This is a genomic window from Nocardia sp. NPDC056100, assembly GCF_042266325.1.
Taxonomy (GTDB): Bacteria; Actinomycetota; Actinomycetes; order Mycobacteriales; family Mycobacteriaceae; genus Nocardia.
On the sequence record NZ_JBHJVY010000002.1, the window covers coordinates 424606 to 446185 of the forward strand.

Genomic DNA, 21580 nt, shown 5'->3' on the forward strand with positions numbered 1-21580 from the left:
CGCCCGAGTGCGAGCGGGTCTGTCGTCGAGACTGTTTCGGCTAGGGCGTTATGCGGCGACGGCTACGGCGAGGCCACGTGCTCGTTCGTGGGCGTCGGCCATGGAAGCCTCGTGCAGAGCGAGCAGCGGGGTCAATGACGGGGTGTGGGGAGCCATGGTGAGCTCGGGGATTACCGTGATCACCTCCAGTCCCAGGAGCCGCCCGAGCACCGCCTCGAGCGTGGGCACTACGAAGTCGAGCCCTTCGTTCGGGGTACCGGGGCCGTAACCGCCGCCACGCGCGGAGATCAGCACGGCCGACCGGCCCGCGACGGGTGAGGCGCCGGTGGGGTTGAAGGTGCGGTCGACGACGATGATCTGATCCAGCCATGCCTTGAATGCCGACGGCATCGTGAGGTTGTACATCGGCACGGTGAACAGGTACGCGCTTGCGTTGAGGAATTCTTCGATCAACTCGTCCTGTATCGCGGCGGCCGCGGCCTGCTCGGGGGAGTAGTGGGCGGGGTCGGTGAGGCGCGCGGTGATGCCCGCGGCGCTCAGGTGTGGCACAGGGGTGGCGGCGAGGTCGCGATGGACGATGGTGCCCTGCCACTGGTCGAGAAAGGACTGCGCAACCTCGCGGGAGACGGATCCCGCACCGAGCGAGGACGAGTCGATGTGCAGCAGGTGTGTCATGAGTGTGCCTTTCCGGGGAACGGACTGCGAGGATCGGGATGCGAGAGGGAGTTGGGAAGCCATGACCGCGCCGAGCCCGTAACGGGGCGGGTGACTTCCGCCCCAGATCTCCAATTTCATCGCTCTAACTGCAATTCATACGATTTGTTCGTAGCGCCATAATGCGCCAGTATTGGAGGCGGTACAAAAGGCACCTCGGTGTGCGTGACGGAGAGAGATGGGTGCCATGCAGGACAACACCGAGATCGAGATGGCGGCCGCGAGCGGGCCGTGCGCGGGGATCCCCGCCGACCACATGGCCTTCATCCGGCAGGTGCTCGACAGGGTCGGCGACAAATGGAGCATGCTGATCGTCGCGGTGCTGCAGGACGGCCCCTTGCGCTACACCGACCTGCAGCGTCAGATCCCCGGCATCTCCCAGCGGATGCTCACCCACACCCTGCAACAACTGCAGCAGGACGGCCTGATCACGCGGGCCGCCTACGCCGAAGTTCCACCTCGGGTGGAATATGCCCTCGCCCCGCTCGGGGTGGGGTTGCACGAGATCGTCATGCAGCTCATCGGCTGGGCCGCCGACCACCACGACGAGATCCAAGTCAACCGCGCCCGTGCCGGCGCCCCGCGCTCACGGGTGCGGTCGAGGTCGTAGCCGACATCGATGCGGGGACGCCGTGCACGCGAGTTCGAAATGGTTGACCTGCTGCATGGCAGTCAGCCCAGAACTGGGTGATTGGCGCGGATAACCGCATGGGGGTCGTGACTGCGTTTGGTTGCGTGCAAGCGTGTCAACGTGTCGGGCGGGAAAGCGCGTGCCGTGCTGTCGCCCGGCGTGAGAAACGTGAATGGGGCGCGGTCGGCCAGGACCGGGCGCAGAGCGTCGCGGTACTGCTGCCGCCGGGACTCGAACGCCGCCCTGGATTCCGGCGTGGGGACGATCCCGATCGCGATGAGGCAGTAGGGCGCCGTCATCTGTCCGGCCGCGCTGTCGGATGGTTTGGCGAACGCGCCGCCGAGGTGCCGGATCTCCATCCCGAGCAGCGGTGTGATCGGTTCCAGCAGCAGTTCGGCGGTGTGATCGTCGATGCCGGTCAGCAACTCCGAAGCCAATATTTCGGGACTGGGATCGATTGGCTCGGAAGCGATCTCGCCGAGCTCGGCGATCGGCGTCATGCGGCGGGTGTCTTGAAGCCTGCCCGGAATCGCGTCGAACCGAGAAAGCAACGCCCGCCCGCCTGCCTCGTCGCCCAGATAGGTGACGAGAACGGTGGTGAGCGTGGTGGACGAGCCAGGGAGCTGAATCAGCTGGAACCACACCGATAATTCGTCGGGTGCCTGCGCGGTCACCTCCCGGAACGCCGTCATGACCGCGGGCGCGACGGTCCCGGGCCACAACATTCTGCCGCCGAAAACCGTTGGGGCCGGGTGCAGATCGAACTCGACCGCGGTGACGAGGGCGAAGTCGCCACCACCGCCGCGCATGGCCCAGAACAGATCCGAGTCGGAGGTCGCGGTGACCCGGCCGGGGCGACCGTCGGCGTCGACGATGTCGAAAGCGGTGACGCTGTCGGCGGCCCACCCGAATTTGCGCCCGAACCAACTCAATCCGCCGCCGAGGGAGAACCCCGTAACGTTGACCGCCGCCGAACTGCCCGCTAGCCCGGTCAATCCATGCGGTCCCGCCTCGGCGAGCACTCGACCCCATGAGACGCCCGCGCCGACCCGTGCGGTGCGCGCGGCGGTGTCCACCCGCACCGCGTCGAGTTTGCTTGTGCGCACCAGGATTACGCCGTTGAGATCGTCGCTGGCACCGTGCCCGTTGGGCTGGACGGTCAGCGACAGTCCGGCGCTGCGGGCGTACCGCACCAGCGCGGCGGCATCGTCTGCGTCGGCGAGCTCCACCAGAGCCCGCACTCGTTGCGTGACAGCGGTACTCCATGGTTGGCTCGCCGCTTCGAACCCCGGATCTCCCGGCAGCGACACCGGGCCCCGCACGATCGCGCGCAGATTATCGCCGGCCGCTGTCGACGTGCGTGTCGTGGCGAGATCGCCGATCGCCCAGGCGGCCGCGCCGACGACGCCCGCTCCCGCCGCGCCGATGAACGTTCGGCGACTGATCCCCCTGCTCAATTCCCCACCGCCCCACCGTGTTCCCTGACGGCGGTCTCCGTCAAGGCCCGAGTCCGACCGCGGGCAATCGGCGAAATTACAGCGAACATGACACCTCCCCGAACTACACACTCTGTGTAGAAACTAAACTACACACGATGTGCAGATCCTGCACGCGCTCACACCGCATCGCACGACCATCGGGAGACAGACTTGACCGACCCGCAGAACGCCAGAGGCCGCCGCACGGTCGACGCTCTGTTGGCCGCGACCCGCGACATCATCGAGAACGACGGCATGCCCGCCTTGACCATGGCGGCCGTCGCCGAGCGCGCAGGCGTCACCCGCCGGGCCGTCTACCTGCATTTCGCATCACGGACCGAACTCGTCACGGCGCTCTACCGCAGCCTCGGCGAAACCGAGAACCTCGCGCAATCGCTTCAAGCGGTGTGGGACACTCCTGACGCCGTGTCGGGTCTCCATGAATGGGTCGCCCACCTGGTGCGATCACACCTGCGAATCCTCGCGGTGCTGCGCGCCGTGGAACAAGCCCAGCACGCCGACTCGGATGCGGCAGACTTGTGGCGAATCACCCAGGGGAACTGGCTCAAAGGCAGCCGCCGCGTCGTCGAACGGCTGGCACGGGAGGGGATGCTCGCCCCGCACCTATCCGTCGACACCGCGACCGACCTGCTCTGGTCGCTCATGTCGCTCGACCTGCTCGACCGCCTCGCTCACCAACGACGCTGGTCGAGCAAACGACTGACCGAACAGCTCACCGCCATGTTCGTCGCCACTTTTGTCGCACCGTCGTGAAAAAGCTGGCGCTCGACCGACACTGACACTCCCCAGTGCCTAACTCAGATAGGAGGAGTTGGGCGAACCGGCCGAACGCACTCTTCTGCCGATTACAGCGCAGTACAGCGCCGGTGCGCAGACGGTAGGAGACGAGCCAACGACAGGACATCAGGATCCTTGCTCGACGAAGGCGTGGACCTGCGCGATGTCCAAATCGCCGCCCGGCACGCCGATCCACGCACCACGATGCGCTACGCCCGCGCCCGCACCAACCTCGACCGGCACCCGAACTACATCCTGGCCGCCTACATGGCCTCTGCCACATGACATCTCAACCACCCGCACACACGCCGATTTCGGTGCGTGGCAGTTCATTTACGCGACGAGGCAACCAACACCGAGAGGCCGTCCGGCACGGCGGAATTTTTCGTGGAGAGCGCACGACGGACGGTGTTCGATCCCCGCCAGGTCATCCCGACTCGTCGGATGTCGAAAGCTCAACGCGCTGGCAGATTTCAACGTTGGTGAAGGATTCCGCTTTGCCGAACTTTGCGTAGTCGCGATCATGTAAACCGTTGCAGTGTAGTTACTTTGGGCTTCATCATGTCAACCTTTCATTTCGGCGTGTTGTGAGCGACAGGTCTTGATACTGCTGCCGGCATCTCTGGGCTGGGTGATGTCGAGTTCTGTCGCGGCGGATCACGCCCCACCTTCCGCGGCTACTACCTGCGGCGACGTGCTGGACGGTCATGTCGGTGACGTGACAACGAAGCATACGTGCGACCGAAATCCGCACGGGGGCAAGAATTCTCCCGTGGTTTCTATACCGTCCGATATCGAGCAGGCGTATCGGACCGCCGGTAACAACACTGTTGACACCACTGGTTTTGGGTGGTTGCATTCCTGCACACGACGAACGGAGATCGGATGCTCGAACGACGCGACGTCTCCGCTCGCCACAGCCGGATGTGATCGGCAAGCTTGCCCACTTCTCGCCATATCCAGTCAGCGCGAACCCGACCCACCCCACCGATAGGGCCTTCGCGGCCCCTAGCCGCGTGCGCCCCGATTTTCCCTGTTCCACCTTTGATCGACATGCGAGCCGACAAACCAACACCCCACTCGACGGTTGTCGGCCTCGTTATTGGAGAAGACATGACTATGCCCGACCACTCGGCTCCGTTTTTCGACGCCCTTCTGACTTCTGCTCAGCGCCTGTCGTTCGATCTGCGGGAGATCGGCGCCGCCGACGACGCACTCGAGGGATGCAGCTACGGGATGACTCCGGAGTGGTCACCGCTGTTCGAGACGAGCATATGGGCGGACCTGAGCGAGCAGGACCGCCAGGAACTCACCAAGCGCGAGGTCGCGCACTTTCTCGGTGTCGCGATCTGGCTCGAAGTCGCGCTGCAGATCGTGCTGCTGCGACGCAACCACAGTGCCGATCCGACCCGATCGGAGGTGAAGTTCCTGTTCAACGAATGCGCGGACGAGAACCTGCATTCGTTGATGTTCGCGCAGGCCATTGAGCAACTCGGGCAACGACATTGCAGGTTGGATCGCTCCATGAAAGCGGCGGGTTGGTTGTTCCGTACGTTCGCCTGGGGCGAGGTGGCTTACGCCATCGTGCTTGCCGGTGAGGAAATCTTCGACGTGATGCAGCGCGATTGGGCCGCGGACGAGAGAGTCGCGCTGGCGGTGCGCCGCAGCTCCTACGTCCACGTGGTCGAGGAATCGCGGCACATGAGCTTCGCGCGGCAAAAGATTCGAGACCACCTGGCCGCGGTCTCTCGTGTGCGCCGGTATATCAGTGCGATCGCGATCGCGATCGGTGCGCACATCATCGCCAAAGGGCTGATCAATCAGCGCGTGTACGAAGGTGCCGGCATGCCGTGGCAGGCGGCCAAACACGCGATCGACCACAACGAACACCATCGGATGATGTTCCGGCGCGCTGCCGAACCATTCACCGAGTTCCTGGCCGGAGAACAGCTGCTGAATACACCCGCGCGTGCGATCTATCGCATGTCGAACCTGCTGTGAACGGTGTGGGCCAATGACTTTCGTGATCCTGGGGCACTGCTGCAAGGACGCCACCTGTGTGCAGGTGTGCCCCCAGAACTGTATCCGTCCCACCCCGTCGCAACCGGAGTTCGCGACCGTCGAGCACCTCTACATCGATCCCGACTCTTGTATCGACTGCTCCGCGTGCGCGGATGCGTGCCCGGCCGGAGCGATCAAACCCGCGACCGCCTTGACCGACGCCGAGCACGAGTATTCGCAGCGCAGCAGCGAATACTTCCAAGCACTCTCTGCCCCAAGCTTTTTCGACCAGCCGGGGCGTCCCGACATCCCCCATGCGTTGCCGAGGTCGGACGCCCCGTTTCGCGTGGCGATGATCGGTGCGGGCAGCGCAGCGATGTACACGGTGCGCGAGTTGCTGCGACGGTCGAGCACGGTCCAGATCACGGTCTTCGAGCAGGAGCGCGAGGTCGGCGGTCTGCTCCGGACAGCGGTATCGCCGGACAACGTGGGTATCCGTTCGATGAGTCGCATGTTCGACGTCCCGTTCGCCGATCCGCGGGTGCGCACCCGCCTGGGCATCCGTGTCGGTGCCGAGGTGTCGATCGCGGATCTTCGACGACGGTTCGATGCGGTGGTGCTGGCCACCGGCGCCGCGGTCCCACGACAGCTTGCCACGTCCGCCCCGCCCGTCATCCATCACGCGCTGCCTCTGCTGGAGCAGGTGAACGCGTCATCTGTCGGCGGCGGCACCGCGCGGATCCTCGCTGGCCCGACGGTCGCGATCGCGGGCGGTGGCAACGTCGCGATCGACGTGGCCCTGGCCATCGCGAGAAACCGGGTGACTACCACGGGCGGGCTGTCGGTTCGTCGGCTGATCGTGTTCACGAGATCGTCGGTGCTGCACCCCTCATTCACCTTCTCCGCTCTCTACGAGCTGACCGAATCGGACATCGCGCTCACCATCGACACCGCTGGCATCGATATCGTGCACAAGCACGCCGATCCCTTACAGCGACTGCTGACCGAGCGGGCCCACAGCGCCGTGGCGCCCGGGACCGCGCAGCTGTCGGTACATATGAGCTTCGGCAACGAAGTCACCGAAATCTGTCCTGCCGGTGGCCGTGCACGTGTTGCGACTGCGGCGGGGACGTATGTCGTTGACTCGATAGTCATCGCAGCGGGGTTCACCAGCGCACCACTGCCCGGAATCATGGTGCATCCCAACGGCGCTCTCGCCGATGAGCGAGGCCGGGTCGTCGCGCCCGATACCGGGGCTCCGATCGAGGGGTTGTACGCGGTCGGGTGGGCCAAGCGCGGCGCTACCGGAGGGGTGGGAGATAACCGCCGATGCGCGGCACAAACAGTCGATCAGATCATCCGTGACAGAGCAAATCTTTTGGGGCACAGCATCGCTCGCGAATGACGACATCATGTGGCCTCCACAGCCAGACATTCGGGAAGCGGGGAACTCGAGGTGCACAATACGTTTTGCCGCCCTTCTGGCCGCGGCGTACGACCGTGGCGGCCGCTGCGGCCGCCGGGGTCTGCCCATCGTCACCGCGACCTGGTGCGCCGCCGCAGGGCCGCCACCGTCGTGGGCGCGATTGCACCGGACAAGGACGGATCGACGACACACCCCGGTCTCACATTGAGGGAATTGTCGAGCGCCAAGGCGTTGCTGCTGCTCACTGAGATCCGTTTCGGCAGAGTGGTATTCACGCGCTCTGCACGTCCGATGATTCGACCGGTCACTCACGTCATCGATGGCACCATGGTTGTGATTCGCGCCGATCCCAGTACTTCGGTCGCGGTCGACCACCACATGGTGGCCTATCAGGCCGACACCATCGACCATCACACGCACACCGGCTGGTGCGTAATCATCACCGGTGTCGCCGAGAAAGTCACCGATCCAGAAGAACGCGCCCGCTACCAGCGATTACTGCGCACGGATCTACCCGACCCGCGCACCCAGATCCTCAGGATCCATCCCGAAATCATCACCGGTATCGAGTACCTTCGCTCTCGCCGATGACGCGATGAGGCGCTCCCGGGGCGGTTTTTCAGGCTCTCGTTTTGGCGCAGCCGGTCGCACATCATCCGCTCGCAGGTCTCAGGTTGTGCCGGCGCACACCAGCGTGACCCACAACGAGACGGCTCCGGCGGTCTGCAGCAGCAACGACAGATCCCAGGCGCTGCGCGCGGCCGGACGGTGACCCTGGTGTCCTCGCACAGCGCTGACCGCCATCGCCACGGCGGCCGCCACCAGTACCAAGAGGTTGATCGTGGCACCGCACGCTACCGCGTCTGGGAATCTGGAACTCATCGCGATCGTGCCCAACTGGCTGTGCAGCCCGGCCGCCATCGCGAGTTGAAAGGCCGCCGACACCGCTTTCGTCACGGTCCGCCGTCCACTTTCGGGCAGCAATTCTCGCACAGAACGGTGTCGGATCGGCGATTGGGGAAAACGTTGCGTGGCGCGCGGGTGCTTCGCGAGCACATCGGATTCGATTCGGTCCCTGTGAGTTTGGATCGATCGCGTCACGTGGGCGGCAGCGAGTTCGGCCGCGGGCGTTGTCGCCGAGTGCACATCGGGCCGTTCGATGCTCGGTTCGTCTTCGCAGGAGGCTGTCGTCATGATCGGATGTCCTGATCTCGTCTCCGGATGCCGTCGTGCGCATGTGTCTGGGTCCGGCACCGTGATCATGCGCCCGACACGGTCGATCGAGCTGCCGGTGTGGAGTCGTCACGGTGCTCGTAGAGGTGAGCGACGTAGGCGGTGTACAACCGCCAGATATCCGGGGTACCGATTTCGTCTAGCCCGGTGAGCTGGCATATCCGTTTCATCCGGTAGTCGATGGTGTTGGCGTGGATGTGCAAGCTGCGTGCGGTGTCTCGGCGATTGAGACCGTTGCCCAGGTGGACACGCAGTGTCTGGATCAGATCCGGGAAGGGGTGCAGGGGCTCGAGCATGTTCGCCAGATGCCGCCGGGCCGGGCCGGGTCGGGTGAGTTGGTATTCGAGTGCCAGATCACCGAATCGATACAGTCGGGGCGGTTTGCCCAGCCGTAAGGCCAGTTCGAGCAGTTCGTGCGCGAAACCCGCGGCATGGGGTAGATCCTCGCTCGAGGCCTCGATGGCGGTGATGGTGATGAGTGTGTCGGTCATCGAGAAGCCCAGTGCTGGAGCGAGTGTGGTGATGCGCTGGTCGGTGTCGGCCTGTGCTGGGATCAGCACGGTGCCACCACGGGCGCCGATAATCGTCGGCACTGGATGCTCGAAATGAGCGTCCAGGCTTGTCTGCAACCGCGCGATCCGGTCGGTCGGGTCCACCGCAGAGCGGGCGCGTCGCGGCATCGAGGTGCGGTCGTTCAGTGCGAGGGCCAACACGAAGTAGACCGATTCGGTCGGAATCCCGAGCGCTCTGGATTGAGCGCACACCCCTCCGCTCAACAGCGTCCGCGCGATTTGAGACATGCTGAGGCTTGCGCCTCCGGGGCAAGAGGCGCAAGCGATTTCAGGCGGCTTGTTGGGCATGTGATGTCAGTGATGGGTTGGCAGGGCGTCTACCGTGGCCCGGAATGCGTAGATGGCCTCGCCCATGTTTTCCTCGGAGTTGAGGTCCTCGCTCGTCTTGACGATCACGACATTGTCCTTGGGCGAGACGTAGATGTACTGGCCCAAGATGCCGATCGCGAGGAAGTCGCCACGATCACCGTCGCCGAGCCACCACTGGTAGCCGTAGCCGTAGGTGTTTTCCGACGAGCTGGGCTTGCTGGGCATGAGCTGGTGCGGCTGCAAGTACGCTTCGCTGCTGTGGGTGGAGTCCTGGACCCACTGCTGCGGAACCACCTGACGGTCACCGACTTTGCCGTTGTGCAAATACAGCAGACCGAAACGGGCGAAATCACGAGCGGTCGCGTGATAGCAGCAGTAGGCGATCGTGCTGCCCTTGTAGTCCTTGCCCACCAGCGCGGAGGTCTGCATCCCGGCAGGCTGCCAAATCTTGTCCTGCACATACGTTGCGAGCGACTGGCCGGTGGCCTTGGAGACCAACCAGCCCAGCACGAATGTGTTCATCGAGTCGTAATTCCACCGCGAGCCGGGCTGGAAGTCCTTCTTGGCTTCCTTGGCCTGGTCGATCAGCGAGGTTCCCACGACCATCCGGATCGTGGTCGCGGTCGAGCCCTTGGTCGGGTTGGTGTACTCGGTTTCGTCGTACTGGTGACCCGAAGACATGTGCAGGATGTCGCGGATGCTCACGCCGTCGTAGCCGGTGCCCTTCAGCTCGGTGACGTATTTGGTGACCGGATCCTGCACCGAGGCGATCTTGCCTTCGGAGATCGCGATACCGACCGCGGTGGCGGTGATGGACTTGCCGACAGACCACGAATTGAAGCGGCTGGTGGCCGAGTACCCGAAGAAATACCGCTCGTCCACGATCGAATCGTTTTGCACCACAACGTAACTCCGTGCGGAACTGCGATCGAGGTAGTCCGCGAGAGTGCGCTGCTTGCCGTTGTAGGTGTAGGTCGCGGTGATCGGCTTTCCGGACCCGGTCAACGCGACCGGGTTGGACGACGGGGAGATCGTCGTCGTCGGGTAGAAGGGCACATGCGGCAACAGCGGCAATGGCAGCGCGCCCGTGTCGGCGGCAGCTGAACCACTGACGGCGACGATGACCACGGCGGCCAAACAGGCTGCGGCGGAGAGGGTTCGTTTGAGCATCGGTACTTCCGTTCTTCAACAGGTGCCGAGATCGAATCACTAAACAACAGTGGTGTCAACGGTGGTTCTTAATTGCTGTGAGTATTCTGAGCGGGTGAAACCCTCCGCTTCCGCCGCGCCACGCCGCCGTCGCTCACTGGGGTATCTGACCCCGGAACTGATCGTGGACGCCGCGATGACGGTGATGGAGCGCGACGGAGCTGACGCACTGACATTCCGCCAGCTCGGAACCGAACTGGGGGTCGACCACACCGCGATCCTGCGGCACTTCCGCAACAAGGACGAACTGCTGTTGGCGCTGGCCAACAAGCTGATCGCCACGGCCCTGGACGGGCTCGCGCCATCGTCGGACTGGCGCCAGACCCTGCGTGATCTGGCCGGGCGCGTACGACTCGCCTGCCATCACCACCCGCAGGTGGCCGTGGTCGTGGCAGGGCGCACCTCTCGGCGCGACGCGGAATTCGCTGGCGCGGAAATCGTGATCGGCGCGTTGCTGCAGGCAGGACTCCATGGGCGCGCTGCCGCGTCCACCTATCGCGCTCTGGTCGAGGTCGCCTTGGCCTACTCCGCCTTCGAGGCGGTGCTGCTCACCGTCCCCGGGGACGACCTCGAAGGTGATCGCACCGCCTGGAGCCGCGAATATGCCGCGTTGCCCGCTGATCGCTACCCCAGCATCGCGGCGGTGTCATCGCATCTGGCGGACGTGGAGCAGGAAGACCAATTCGAGTTCGCCCTCGAAATGCTGCTCGATGCCATCGAACTGCGCGTCCAGCGCGCCTCCTAGACTCCGGCACTCGCTGCGCGCTTCATCCCCAGCAAACCGCGCCACGACCACTCCAGGACGCCGGATCTCTCCGAGACGTCCTGGATGAGGCCGAAATGGCAAGGCCGATTATTCGTCGGGGATGGTGATGACCCAGCGATCGAGGGGACGAGGGCGCAGATAGAGTGCCCAGTACAGGGTTGCGGCGCACAGAACTCCAGCCGGTACCAGCAGGGCCACAACTGGTTGCTGCGTCAGCACGTACACGAGTGCGATGATGACCAGACAGGGCACTGCCGGCCACAGCGGCATCCGCCAGGCGAGGACATCCCGGTGCCGGGCCCGGCGGCCGCCGAGCGCCCCGACGGCAACAATCAAGTACAGCGACGCGATGACCACGCTCGTGACCTGATTGAGGAGCGTGAGGTCGGCAAAGCACAACGCAGCGCCCGGAATGCCGACGACCAGCGTCGCCACCCAGGGAGCGCCGCGAGCATTGATCCGACCGAACGCACGGTTGACCGGCACCGGCCACGCGCGGTCCCGGGCCGAGGCGAACAGGATTCGCGAGTTCTGGATGACCATGACGATCGAGGCATTCACGATGGCCAATGCGACGCAGGCACCGATCACTGTCGCGAACGGCGACGAGCTCCACTCGGCGATCATGCCCATCAGGTCACCATCGGCCAGAGAACTCAGATCAGGAGCACCCAGCGTGATCGCGACGGTCGGCACAATCAGCACGAGCGCCCCAACAGCCAAGGTCCACAAGACCGTACGCGCCACCGTCCGCCGCGGGTCGCGCATTTCCTCGGCGAGGTAAACCGCTGAGGAGAAACCCTGCAGGACAAACAACGCCATGGCGAGACCGGAGATCAACAACCCGACAGTGAACGGTTGAATCATGTTGTCATGCACCACTTGTGGATGGAACAGCACTCCCGGTTGCTGGTGTCGATGAGTGAAACCGAGAATGGCGACAACAGCGGCGGCACCGATTTCGAGAACCATGAACGCGCCAGTCACCCAGGCATTGGTCCGCAGGTGCAACAGCCCCATACAGACCGACAGAACCATGACCAACGCACCGAGGAACTTCGAATCGACAGTCCACACCGGCGCGAGATACTCGGCGGTTCCCAAGGCCATCACGGGCGGCACCACCAGCACAACCAGCAGGGAAACCACAAAGACCAACCATCCGGTCAGCCGTCCGGCCACCGTGCCGACCATCGCATACTCCCCGCCCGAACTGGGTGCGAGCGTACCCAATTCGGAATAGCAGAACGCCACCGCGACACACAGCACCACCGCGGTCAGCAGCGTCATCACCGCACCCGTGCCCTGAGTGGCCAGCAGACCCGGCACGAGAACGAAGAGCGACGAGGCGGGCGTCAGACACGACAGCGTGAGCATGGTTCCGCCTAGAACGCCGATACTACGTTCCAGCCTGGCGGTACCGAGCGGCACGACTACCGCGGACGGTTTGGAGGGGGGAGGTATACGAGAGTCAACCATTGAAACGATCCTGAGAGCGGGGCCCGGCCACGCCGGACGAATGGAAACGCGACTCGAGCCCTCTCGGCTCGGGCGGCCTTCATAAAAGCCTGACCACGCTGTTGCCGCAATCTTCCATCGCAACGAAATCCGTTGTCCTAGAAACGAATCTAACGCGCGAACCAGCTGCCATCTCCGGTTTCCATCAACTGAATCCGCGCATTACACGCAAGTAAACATCTGTTGATTGGACACAGCCCAATCAGCACAGCAGAGTTCTGGTAATTCACCCAAACTCGCTCCGAACACGGGACCTTCCCCACGGGCACGAAGGGCAACCCCAACAGGCTCCGAGAAGATGACTTGGTTGTGCTCGGCGAAGAGCTCGTCGCTGGCCAAGGAGCTCAGTACGTCCAGGCAGGTAGCACCGCGCGAGAGTGTCTAACTATGGTCCACGCCAGTGAGCTGTAATGCCGCATCCCGGGCTGACCAAATCTGCCGGTGCTATGCCGTTCGAGATCAACCGATCGAAGCCTCGACCGACTAAGCCATCGTTAGTTCATCCGAGGGTCGGACGGAAGGACAGCAGCGAGCCCGCGCAAGACCTGCTCGATCGCGCTCAACCGCGAAGCCAGCCTCGCCCGCTCGGTTTCGGTCATAGCCGCCTTCAGACTTGAGAGTTCCAGCAGTGCGGGCTCTACGATTCTCGACAAGTTGGTCACGATGATCCCCTTCCCGGGGACTTCGGCAGCCGCTGTCCACGGCCAGCCGTAGAGCCCACTCTATTGCTACTTGCCTACCGCACAGGCGGAACCGCTAGGCCGATGCACCGAAAGATCAACGGGCTGAACCGATGTCAGGCCAGCGGAACGTCCGCCGCTGCCGAATACATGCGGCGCTCGTTGACCATATTTCGTTGCCGCACTTCAACAACCGGCCCTGCGCTACCCTCTGGCCGGAGCGTTGAACGAGGCGCGGGTCACGACTTGAGGGGAGTATCGGTGCAGATCGCGAACATCAGGCTGATCAACGAACGGGGCGAGAATGCTCAGGTCGAGGGGTTGACCGAAGACGACAGGGCGGGCCGCGAAATCCTGCGAGGTACGTGCGTCCTCACAAAGGAGTGGGACAACGATTCGGTGATCTTGACGTTCATCCCGCGGGAGGCGGGCACCGTACAGTTCCGATCCGCGCTCCTTTCCGAGGACGACCGCAGCCAAGAGACCGACCCAACTGGGGACGACTTCCCCTCCACAGAGGTAGCTGTCTCGACCGATGACGTCGGGAGCATGGTCAACGTCCCAGATGTGCTTTCGTTCAACTGGGACAACTTTGACAGCGAGACCTGCACATTCGCATTCTGGATCGAGTTCGTGAGCTGACCAGATGCCTGGTGCCGACCGGTACGAAAACGCGCCGGTCGGTAGCCATGTGGATCCACTTATCAGGTCGGCGTCCGCTCATGCCGCTTCCCGCGCTGACTCAACCGGCCAGCGCGTGGCACCGGAAGATCAACGGGCTGAACGCCGCTCGGCCTTCAGCAGTGCACGAAAATACCGAATGTCGGGTGTTTGCACGGCTTGTGTGCCTGCAGCCGGTGACCCGAGATGTGTTGCGGGTCACCGGCTGCGAGGAGTTCGAGGTTGTTTCGTTTCCGAAGGGTTGGTCTCCTGCGGGTGCTGGTTGTCGGTGTCTGACTGTGGTCAGAGTTTGACGGGCAGCAGTGCGTCGGAGGGGTCGCGGCCATCGCGTAGGCGGGCGACTTCGGCGCGGGCGAATTCGACTCGGGGTGTCTCGTCGCCGTGGTCGGTGGCCAGGGCATCGGCGAGGTCGAAGACCGCGTCGAGGACATAGGTGTGGCGTTTGCGTGCCGCTCGGTCGCCGGATCGGCGGAAGGCGCGGCGGGCCTTGGCGTTTCCGCAGGCGGCGTCGGCTTCGGCGGTGGTGAGGAATCCGGCGGCGACTTCGGGGGCGAGGATGTCGTCGAGGAAGCGGCGTTCGCGCGCCACGGTGAGGGTGAAGACCCGCACCGCTATCGAGAGGGCGATGATCGTGACCACGACGATGAGTCCCAGTCCGCCCGCGTTGCTGGAGGCGAAGTTGGCCATCGAGTCCCAGAAGCCGTGCAGCACCATAGCGGTCAGCATCAGCAGCAGGCCGCGGCCGATGCGACGTGGTTCGGCGGGGCGGCCGAGCAAGTACACCAGACCGGCGCAGAATACGGCGGTGTAGAGGACGTGGCCGGTGGTGCCGGTGGCCACGCGCATGAACACCGTCGACAGTGACGCTTGGACCTGGTTGGCGCCGAATTGCGCGGCACCGGCGTTCATTCCGTAGGCGATGTCCTCGATGATCTCGAATCCCAGGCCCAGGAAAGCGCCGAGGATGAACCCGTCGAACGCGGTACGCACCAACCGTGGTGCGAGTGCGATCAGCAGCAGCAGTCCGAAGCCTTTGGCGGTTTCCTCGGTGAACGGCGCGGCCAGGCCCGCGCCCCAGTCCTGTGCCCAGGCGTGGCCGAACAGTTTGCCGTAGATGCTGATCAGGGCGTCGTTGGCGTAGGAGGCCATCGACCAGGTGGCCGCGAATCCGCCCCAGCAGAAGGCCACGACCAGCAGCTTCATCGGCTGGCGGGCGTAGCGGTCGATGTGCTGGGTGAACCACCAGAAGATCGCGCCATACACGGTGAACACGACGGCGGTGACCAGGATGGCGCGGCCGTAGGCGGGGTAGGTGGCCTGGATGCGGGTGGCGAACAGCATGGCGCCGGACACCGTGAGCAGGAGATACACCCAGAATGCGAGGTTGCGGGGCTGGTAGAAGGTGAACGAGCGCCCCCACCCGGATTCTTCGATAGCGGTGAAACGGGCGCGGGTCTGCGCGGGCGTCGGGGCCGAGGTGGTGGTCATTTCGTCTCCTGCCCGGTGTGGCCGATTCCGGCGATCATCTGCCCGACATCGGTGAGCAGGTCGCGGCCGGGCTGCGCGGGTCCGATCGCGATCACCTCGACACCGGTCTTGCCGAACACGAATGCCGCGAGCACGCCATCGGCTCCGGGTGCGGCGTATTTGGTGATGAGGCCGGGCTCGCCGGTGCGAGCGGTGATCGCGACGGGGTCGCCGGTCGCGGTGAACGCGCCCTGCAATGCGGCGTCGGTGCGCTCGATCTGGGCCAGCAATGCGCCCGGGTCGCCGCTGAAATCGCCTGTGCGCACCACGAACTGAGCCCCTCCGCGCGCGAGGACCGCCGAGGCCGGGTAACCCTCGCCGGTGGGTTCGTCGCTGCGACGCTCGCCGCTGACCAGCGACCACCCCGCAGCGGCGGTGAAAGTGACCCCACCCCGCACCGCGATCACATCACCGGCGACGGTGACGTCCTTCTCGGCCAGCGCATCGTTGATATTGGGGATCACGATCGCCTGCAGGAACGCCAACGCCAGCACCACCAGCGCCGGCAGCAACGTGCGTCGGTCCATACCCAGCCAGCGGCGATCCGCCGGGACCCACCGGTCACCCGGGTCGAAATACTCTGCGGAGAACCATGTTTCGGTCTCCTGTGTGTGCGTACCCACGCCACCCTCCTATCTTGACGCGCATACGATAGCCCGCTGTTCGCCACCGCACCTGACACACCGCCAAAAAAGCGGACCAATGCGACATAATCTTCACTCCGTGGTCGGCCGCCCCGACAGGGTGCCCCTCGTGGGCAAATTGTGAGCTTCATTAGAATGGGCAGGTCAATCGGCGTGAATCCGCTATTTTCATCCCATGAGCACGCTGCATACCGAGGCGTCGACCGCTCCCACCGGTCGCCGCCGCCTGTCGTACCCGCTCTACGCGGCCATCGTCGTCGTCTACCTCGCGATCATTCAGGGCGGCGGGATATGGATGAAACACCTCAGCGGTGAGGACGACTTCCGTTCCACCCGCGCGGTGTTCTACGGCATGATCATCCCGCTCGGCGCGGCGCTGATCTTCACCTACGGTGTGATCGCCTACCTGGGCTGGCTGCGCCCGGTCCTGCGCGAGGACCGGCCGGTGCGGTCGTGGGTGCGGATCGTGCCGATCGTGTTCCTGGTCGCTATCGCCGGCGGCATCGCCTATCACGCGCTCTCACAAAAAGGCTGGCTGTTCGTCGTCGTGCTGCTGATCGCCACCCAGTTCGTCGGCTGGGGCGAGGAAGGCATGTTCCGCGGCATCGGCGTCGTCATCCTGCGCGACCACGGCCTCACCGAGGGCAAGGTCGCACTCTGGTCGAGCCTGATCTTCGGCGCGGTACACCTGGCCAACGGCATCACCCACGGCGCCTCGGCGATCTTCCAGGCCATCGTCGTCAGCGCGGCCGGCTACTTCTTCTACCTGACCCGGCGCGTCACCGGCGGCAACATCGCCAACTCGATCATCCACGGCCTGTTCGACTTCAGCCTGCTCACCGGAACAGCCATCCTCGTCGACCAGACCCTCTACCCCGGCACCCTGCTGCCGATCCTGGTCTACCCGCTGCTGGCGATCATCCTGCTGGTCAAACGACGCAAAATCGAACCGGCACTCACACCGGCGGCCTGACACAGCACAACAGGCAACGGCCCGGACGAAAACGACCATCCCCGACCATCATCGAAGCGTTCACACCCAGCCAGGACCGTCATCGCCAGCGGTCAGCCCGCCGAGGAAACAAACTCTGCTGACGCGCGATCTGAACCAGCCACCAAGACCCTTCGAAAGATCAACGGCCCGAAGTGAACTCGGGCCGTCCGAGTGTCCGCTCATGCCGCGACCCGCGCGTCTGTTCGGGCGGTTCGCCGGTGCAGTCGCATCGTGAGGAATGGCTCCCTCACCTGACCTCGATGTCACCTTCGCCGGTGACGACCTCGTACTCCGGCTGGCCGCGTTGGCTTACCTCGCCCGGTTCTCCGCGGTCTCGCGGATCCACACCAAATCCGATCTGCGCCTGTACTTCTACTGGTGCACCGAGCACCAAGTCACCCCGCTCGCGGTCGCGCGAACCGAGGTCGAGCGGTACATGCGGTGGATGCAGGAAGTCCGCCGCTTCAAACCCGCCACAGTCGCCCGCCGCCTGGCAGTCGTCGCGGGCTTCTACCGCACCTGCGTCATCGACGGTGTTCTGGACCGCTCGCCCGCGGACTACGTGCGAAGGCCGCGAGTGTCGAACGAGTCACCGACACTGGGCCTTTCACACCTGCAATTCGAAGCGCTGCTGTGTGCATCCCGAGACTCGGACAACCCGCCCGATTTCGCGTTGGTGGCCATGCTGGGCCTGCTCGGGCTGCGGATCAGCGAGGCATGCCGCTGCGATATCGACGACCTTGGAGAGGAACACGGTCACCGCGTACTGCGCACCGTCGGTAAGGGCACGAAAATCGCACTCGTACCCCTGCCGCCCGCGGTCGGGCGATCGATCGACCGCGCCATCGAGAACCGAGTCCGTGGCCCGATTCTGTTGAACTTGCGTGGTCGGCGGATGGACCGGCATTGCGCCACAAGGCGTCTGCGCCGGCTGTCCGAGCATGCAGTGGTGCGGCTGCCGAAGTTGCACCCGCACATGCTGCGACACACCTTCGTCACCACGATGCTCGACGCTGGAGTAGACCTGCGCGATGTCCAAATCGCCGCCCGCCACGCCGATCCGCGCACGACCATGCGCTATGACCGCGCCCGCACCAACCTCGACCGGCATCCGAACTACATCTTGGCGGCCTACATGGCCTCTGCCACATGACATCTCAACCATCCGCACATGCCGAGTTGCGTGTGTACGACCGATCGTCGACAGGTCACAGCTATCGCCTGTGTTTGCGGACGCGGGGTTGCTCGAGGGCGAACGGAATCTCTGGCGCACGTCCACGAACATTTGTGAACCGCTCGACTTCCTGACGCAACCTCGCACGCCCACCCGAAAGCCGACAGCAATCCCAGTACTGGCCGAGTATCGCCAACGCGTCCTCATGAGAGAGCACGAACGGTGGACGGTCGCCGTAGTACCGACCCGTCAGTGTCACGTCCGTCTCGGCGATCACAGCGAACCATCCATTGCCGGATTGCTCGTACATCTCCGCGGCGTCGACGTGAACCCCGCGGGTGAGCCGGGTCAGCAGATCCACCAATTCCACAATCCCACGCGCTGTTTGGACGTCGTCGATCAACCACAGGGCTCCCGCCACCGTGGCCGTCATCTTGCCCGCATGTTCTTCCGAGAGCTCGGTGTAGCCACCCCGAACGTCGAAAAGCCTCTCCGGCACCATGACCCGATACTGCCAGCATGGAAGACGCACCACGGGTATGCCATCCATGTATCCGCTCATGCCGCGACCCGCGTGTTGGTTGGCCGTCCAAACCAGTCGGCTGTCAGTACTTCCCGAAGCACTCTTTTACCGAGTTTCGGATGATTCTCGGAGCCCTGGTCTCAGGTCCCGGGACCTGAGACCAGGGCTGGACTCTGGTTTCCTATCCGATGTATGTCCAATTGCGTGTGCTTTGTATTCCGAGTTCTTTGCCCATGTAGTTGGTGTTGGTCGCAAGCATGAGGTCTTGCGGACGCGCTACGCCATATACGTCCCTGAGCGTCGTGACGAGCACTTCGGCGAGGTTCCTCAGTTGTCGGTCCGAGGATAGGGCGTGCATCGGGAATGGACCGTATTGCCAGATCCCGAAGCCGGCTTCCCTGGTGTCGGATCGCCAACCGAGACTGCACAATCGATGGTCCAGGTCCTCGATCTGCTGTTCTTCGATTCCCTCAACGATCGTGGTTATCGCCAGGCTGTCACCGATCGAAATGATCTCCATGCCGTTGTGGAACTCGATGGTGGGAGTTTCCAATCGAGATACGTCGTTCCACGGCTGAGTCAGCAGTAGCCAGTCCAGGCGCTCGACGAAATCGCCCCAGTCGGAGCATTGTTCGGGTGCATGCCGATCGGTGGGGCGGTCGGCGGTCAGAAACCCGCTCCATGTCCACCGGATGCCCAGAGGTCCACTTCGGTCGCCCACTGCGTATCGCATTCGGGTGAGGTCCATGCGCAGACCTTCACGCATCACGTTGGCAACCGCCGCTGCGGCCTCGGCGTAGTAGCTGTCGTGTCTGGAGTCCTCGTCCTCGGTCAGCAATCGCCAGGACGCCGTGTGCCGTTGTCCGTGTGAGGTCCAGATCGGGTTCGACGACAACACCGCCAGCAGTTGTTGCGCGGCTACGGGATCGGTCGGCGTGCGCACCGCGACCTCGAGTACCTTGCAGTTCTCGAAGAACAGAATCTCACTGCCGGTGCCAGTATCTCGGAACCGTACCCATGACCACCGCTGGATCAGGTTGTAGTTCTCGTCATGCTCGGCCCACAGTATTTCCGGCATGCCACTCTGCACCGCAGCCCAGAAATCGTCGTTCATCCTTGTCCCCCATCTGACCTGGTGCCCGAAAGATATCCGGCAGTACCGACAAAGGCCACCACGTGTGCTGCAACCGATTCGGGCAGCCGGTGGTAATCCTGCGGTCCCGGCCGGTCGGGGCGGCATCCAGGAAGGATTGCGTGCCGAGGATATCTGTGTCCGTGGTACCGAATCGAGACCACGATCGAACTGCCCTGCCGTGCAGCACTTTCCATCCGACCGGGCTGAAAGATCAACAGGCCGAGCACAGCTCGCTGGAACGCGCTGATCCGCCGATGATCGGGCAGTCGTACGCTAGCCCCAATCCTGCTTGCACACGGAACCGAGCAACGGCCGATTTGAATCCGGACCCGTACACCCTGAATGCCCTGTTCGAGCAGCTAGAACTGGCGACGGACGATGAGTCCGTGGAGGAATTCATCAAGACGCATCAACTCGATGCCGGCACTGAGGTCCTGGACGCAGAGTTCTGGTCGCCCGAGCAGGTGCTTTGTATGAAGGACATGATCGAATTCGATTTCCCAGGGGCAGAGTGGATCGATGTGCTGAACAGGCGTTTACACGAGTCGTTGTGATACCGGTGCGATGTCCCAAAAGCAGTTTCGGCCAGCCCGCTGACCCCGGCAGGCCAGTGCGGGTGAGTCGAAGATCAACCGGGCCAGCCGATCTGGGTTCGGGGGAACGTCCGCAACTGCCGCATCCCGCGCACTCTGCACCGACCAGTACCAAACGGGCACAATCACGCTCGTGGATTCGGACAGCGCGCACTCACCTACCGATTCTTCAGACGGCGGCAACTCGGTTGCGGCCCAATGGGATCTGCTCCGAAACGATGAGACGTACTACCGTCGCTTTCTGGACCGCGATCTGATCAGCCGAGGACCTCCGTTGATCCGGCTCCTGGAAGTGCCCGGTCATGCCGCGACCCGCGCGTTGGTCGGCCGTTCAAACCGGTTGGCCGACAGCAGCTTCCCAATGCGCGCACATGCCAATGAGAGCGAGAGTGTCGGCCTCCGGCCGTGCCTGCCAGCCTGGGTGGCTCCTGGCCAGGTCGGCCGAATAGTTCGCCTACCGACGTACAGATCTCGTTGCGGTAGTGTCCGGTGGTGAAATTGGTTGGTGCGGAAGGGATCTCCTGCCGTGCCACGCGGAATGGGGAGAGCGTGAGATCAACGTCTGTTGCGGGTGTGGTTATGGCTGGTTTGTGCGCGATGGGGGTGGCGGCCCCGCCCGCTTCCGCAGATGTCACATCCGCCAATGGTTTGATGACGATCTTCGGTACGGATTTTCAGGTAGGCAACCGCTACAAGCTTGGAATTATGCGCACGAGTTCTTACGGAAATATTGCCATCCAGGACAGGGAAACCGGCACTGCCAATGCGATTGATCTCGGGGTTTGGATCGGTACCCCTACCTTGGTCTTGACATGGATTCCGAAGGTGACAGGGGATCGGACGATTGTCGTCACCCAGTTCGGCTTCCACAATGCGGTCATAGCATCGGTTCGCGTTCACGTCGACTGATCCCGCGATCGAGACTCAATTGCGGCCTCCCAACAACACACGCCATTGCCGTGTGGCGCGCTGAT

Annotated in this window: 22 protein-coding genes; 12 read left to right on the forward strand and 10 right to left on the reverse strand. The window is 63.7% G+C overall.

Annotation, left to right across the window (positions count from 1 at the left end; all coding sequences use genetic code 11):
• Nucleotides 1-48: 48 nt before the first annotated feature.
• Nucleotides 49-675, reverse strand: coding sequence for an FMN-dependent NADH-azoreductase (locus ACFC0O_RS13570; RefSeq protein ID WP_375957230.1), 627 nt, complete (start codon nt 673-675; stop codon nt 49-51).
• A gap of 217 nt (nt 676-892) precedes the next feature.
• On the opposite strand from ACFC0O_RS13570, the gene ACFC0O_RS13575 reads away from it, so the two are divergent.
• Nucleotides 893-1324: a winged helix-turn-helix transcriptional regulator gene (locus ACFC0O_RS13575; protein ID WP_375957233.1), complete on the forward strand. Its 432-nt coding sequence runs from the start codon at nt 893-895 to the stop codon at nt 1322-1324.
• Nucleotides 1325-1386: 62 nt separating this feature from the next.
• Here ACFC0O_RS13575 and ACFC0O_RS13580 read toward each other — a convergent pair whose 3' ends face one another.
• The gene (locus ACFC0O_RS13580) at nt 1387-2802 is read right to left on the reverse strand and encodes an FAD-binding oxidoreductase (RefSeq protein WP_375957236.1); all 1416 of its coding nucleotides are present in this window, start codon (nt 2800-2802) and stop codon (nt 1387-1389) included.
• A 192-nt stretch (nt 2803-2994) separates the two neighbouring features.
• Here ACFC0O_RS13580 and ACFC0O_RS13585 point away from each other — a divergent pair, with 192 nt between their 5' ends.
• The 5 genes from ACFC0O_RS13585 to ACFC0O_RS13605 all read left to right on the forward strand — a co-directional run bounded on the left by ACFC0O_RS13585 (nt 2995) and on the right by ACFC0O_RS13605 (nt 7639).
• The gene (locus tag ACFC0O_RS13585) at nt 2995-3597 is read left to right on the forward strand and encodes a TetR/AcrR family transcriptional regulator (RefSeq protein ID WP_375957239.1); all 603 of its coding nucleotides are present in this window, start codon (nt 2995-2997) and stop codon (nt 3595-3597) included.
• A gap of 159 nt (nt 3598-3756) precedes the next feature.
• Nucleotides 3757-3906: a hypothetical protein gene (locus ACFC0O_RS13590; protein ID WP_375957241.1), complete on the forward strand. Its 150-nt coding sequence runs from the start codon at nt 3757-3759 to the stop codon at nt 3904-3906.
• 828 nt (nt 3907-4734) lie between these two features.
• The gene (locus tag ACFC0O_RS13595; protein ID WP_375957245.1) at nt 4735-5622 is read left to right on the forward strand and encodes a diiron oxygenase; all 888 of its coding nucleotides are present in this window, start codon (nt 4735-4737) and stop codon (nt 5620-5622) included.
• Between the two features lie 13 nt (nt 5623-5635).
• The gene (locus ACFC0O_RS13600; protein ID WP_375957248.1) at nt 5636-7027 is read left to right on the forward strand and encodes an FAD-dependent oxidoreductase; all 1392 of its coding nucleotides are present in this window, start codon (nt 5636-5638) and stop codon (nt 7025-7027) included.
• 234 nt (nt 7028-7261) lie between these two features.
• Nucleotides 7262-7639: a pyridoxamine 5'-phosphate oxidase family protein gene (locus ACFC0O_RS13605; RefSeq protein WP_375957250.1), complete on the forward strand. Its 378-nt coding sequence runs from the start codon at nt 7262-7264 to the stop codon at nt 7637-7639.
• Between the two features lie 78 nt (nt 7640-7717).
• On the opposite strand, the gene ACFC0O_RS13610 is transcribed toward ACFC0O_RS13605, so the two are convergent.
• Genes ACFC0O_RS13610 through ACFC0O_RS13620 form a run of 3 tightly spaced genes read right to left on the reverse strand, consistent with a single transcriptional unit; the run spans nt 7718 to nt 10332 of the window.
• A complete protein-coding gene (locus tag ACFC0O_RS13610) occupies nt 7718-8311 on the reverse strand; it encodes a hypothetical protein (protein WP_375957252.1) in 594 nt (197 codons plus the stop codon).
• Nucleotides 8308-9141, reverse strand: coding sequence for a PucR family transcriptional regulator (locus ACFC0O_RS13615; RefSeq protein WP_375957255.1), 834 nt, complete (start codon nt 9139-9141; stop codon nt 8308-8310). The genes ACFC0O_RS13610 and ACFC0O_RS13615 overlap by 4 nt, the downstream gene beginning before the upstream one ends.
• 6 nt (nt 9142-9147) lie before the next feature.
• A complete protein-coding gene (locus ACFC0O_RS13620) occupies nt 9148-10332 on the reverse strand; it encodes a serine hydrolase domain-containing protein (RefSeq protein ID WP_375957258.1) in 1185 nt (394 codons plus the stop codon).
• Between the two features lie 94 nt (nt 10333-10426).
• On the opposite strand from ACFC0O_RS13620, the gene ACFC0O_RS13625 reads away from it, so the two are divergent.
• Nucleotides 10427-11116, forward strand: a complete 690-nt coding sequence (locus ACFC0O_RS13625; RefSeq protein ID WP_375957261.1) for a TetR/AcrR family transcriptional regulator — start codon at nt 10427-10429, stop codon at nt 11114-11116.
• A gap of 108 nt (nt 11117-11224) precedes the next feature.
• Here the strand turns inward: ACFC0O_RS13625 and ACFC0O_RS13630 are convergent, their stop codons facing one another.
• The gene (locus ACFC0O_RS13630; RefSeq protein ID WP_375957264.1) at nt 11225-12514 is read right to left on the reverse strand and encodes an APC family permease; all 1290 of its coding nucleotides are present in this window, start codon (nt 12512-12514) and stop codon (nt 11225-11227) included.
• A 1082-nt stretch (nt 12515-13596) separates the two neighbouring features.
• Here ACFC0O_RS13630 and ACFC0O_RS13635 point away from each other — a divergent pair.
• Complete coding sequence (locus ACFC0O_RS13635; protein ID WP_375957266.1) at nt 13597-13977, forward strand: hypothetical protein; 381 nt, start codon at nt 13597-13599, stop codon at nt 13975-13977.
• 321 nt (nt 13978-14298) lie between these two features.
• Here the strand turns inward: ACFC0O_RS13635 and ACFC0O_RS13640 are convergent, their stop codons facing one another.
• Together ACFC0O_RS13640 and ACFC0O_RS13645 are read right to left on the reverse strand one after the other, a co-directional pair.
• Nucleotides 14299-15504 (reverse strand): PrsW family intramembrane metalloprotease, encoded by a 1206-nt coding sequence (locus ACFC0O_RS13640; RefSeq protein ID WP_375957269.1) that lies wholly within the window; start codon nt 15502-15504, stop codon nt 14299-14301.
• Nucleotides 15501-16166: a hypothetical protein gene (locus ACFC0O_RS13645; protein ID WP_375957271.1), complete on the reverse strand. Its 666-nt coding sequence runs from the start codon at nt 16164-16166 to the stop codon at nt 15501-15503. The genes ACFC0O_RS13640 and ACFC0O_RS13645 overlap by 4 nt, the downstream gene beginning before the upstream one ends.
• 196 nt (nt 16167-16362) lie before the next feature.
• Between ACFC0O_RS13645 and ACFC0O_RS13650 the strand changes: the two genes are divergently transcribed.
• Nucleotides 16363-17160 (forward strand): CPBP family intramembrane glutamic endopeptidase, encoded by a 798-nt coding sequence (locus ACFC0O_RS13650; protein WP_375957273.1) that lies wholly within the window; start codon nt 16363-16365, stop codon nt 17158-17160.
• Nucleotides 17161-17419: 259 nt separating this feature from the next.
• Complete coding sequence (locus tag ACFC0O_RS13655; RefSeq protein WP_375957276.1) at nt 17420-18334, forward strand: tyrosine-type recombinase/integrase; 915 nt, start codon at nt 17420-17422, stop codon at nt 18332-18334.
• Between the two features lie 61 nt (nt 18335-18395).
• On the opposite strand, the gene ACFC0O_RS13660 is transcribed toward ACFC0O_RS13655, so the two are convergent.
• Together ACFC0O_RS13660 and ACFC0O_RS13665 are read right to left on the reverse strand one after the other, a co-directional pair.
• The gene (locus tag ACFC0O_RS13660; protein WP_375957278.1) at nt 18396-18917 is read right to left on the reverse strand and encodes a hypothetical protein; all 522 of its coding nucleotides are present in this window, start codon (nt 18915-18917) and stop codon (nt 18396-18398) included.
• A gap of 142 nt (nt 18918-19059) precedes the next feature.
• Nucleotides 19060-19992 carry a hypothetical protein gene (locus ACFC0O_RS13665; RefSeq protein WP_375957281.1) on the reverse strand — a complete coding sequence of 311 codons (933 nt, stop codon included), beginning with the start codon at nt 19990-19992 and terminating at the stop codon, nt 19060-19062.
• A 155-nt stretch (nt 19993-20147) separates the two neighbouring features.
• Here ACFC0O_RS13665 and ACFC0O_RS13670 point away from each other — a divergent pair, with 155 nt between their 5' ends.
• On the forward strand, nt 20148-20567 hold the full coding sequence (locus ACFC0O_RS13670; RefSeq protein WP_375957284.1) for a DUF2789 family protein: 420 nt from the start codon (nt 20148-20150) through the stop codon (nt 20565-20567).
• A gap of 531 nt (nt 20568-21098) precedes the next feature.
• Complete coding sequence (locus tag ACFC0O_RS13675; RefSeq protein WP_375957287.1) at nt 21099-21515, forward strand: hypothetical protein; 417 nt, start codon at nt 21099-21101, stop codon at nt 21513-21515.
• Nucleotides 21516-21580 lie beyond the last annotated feature (65 nt).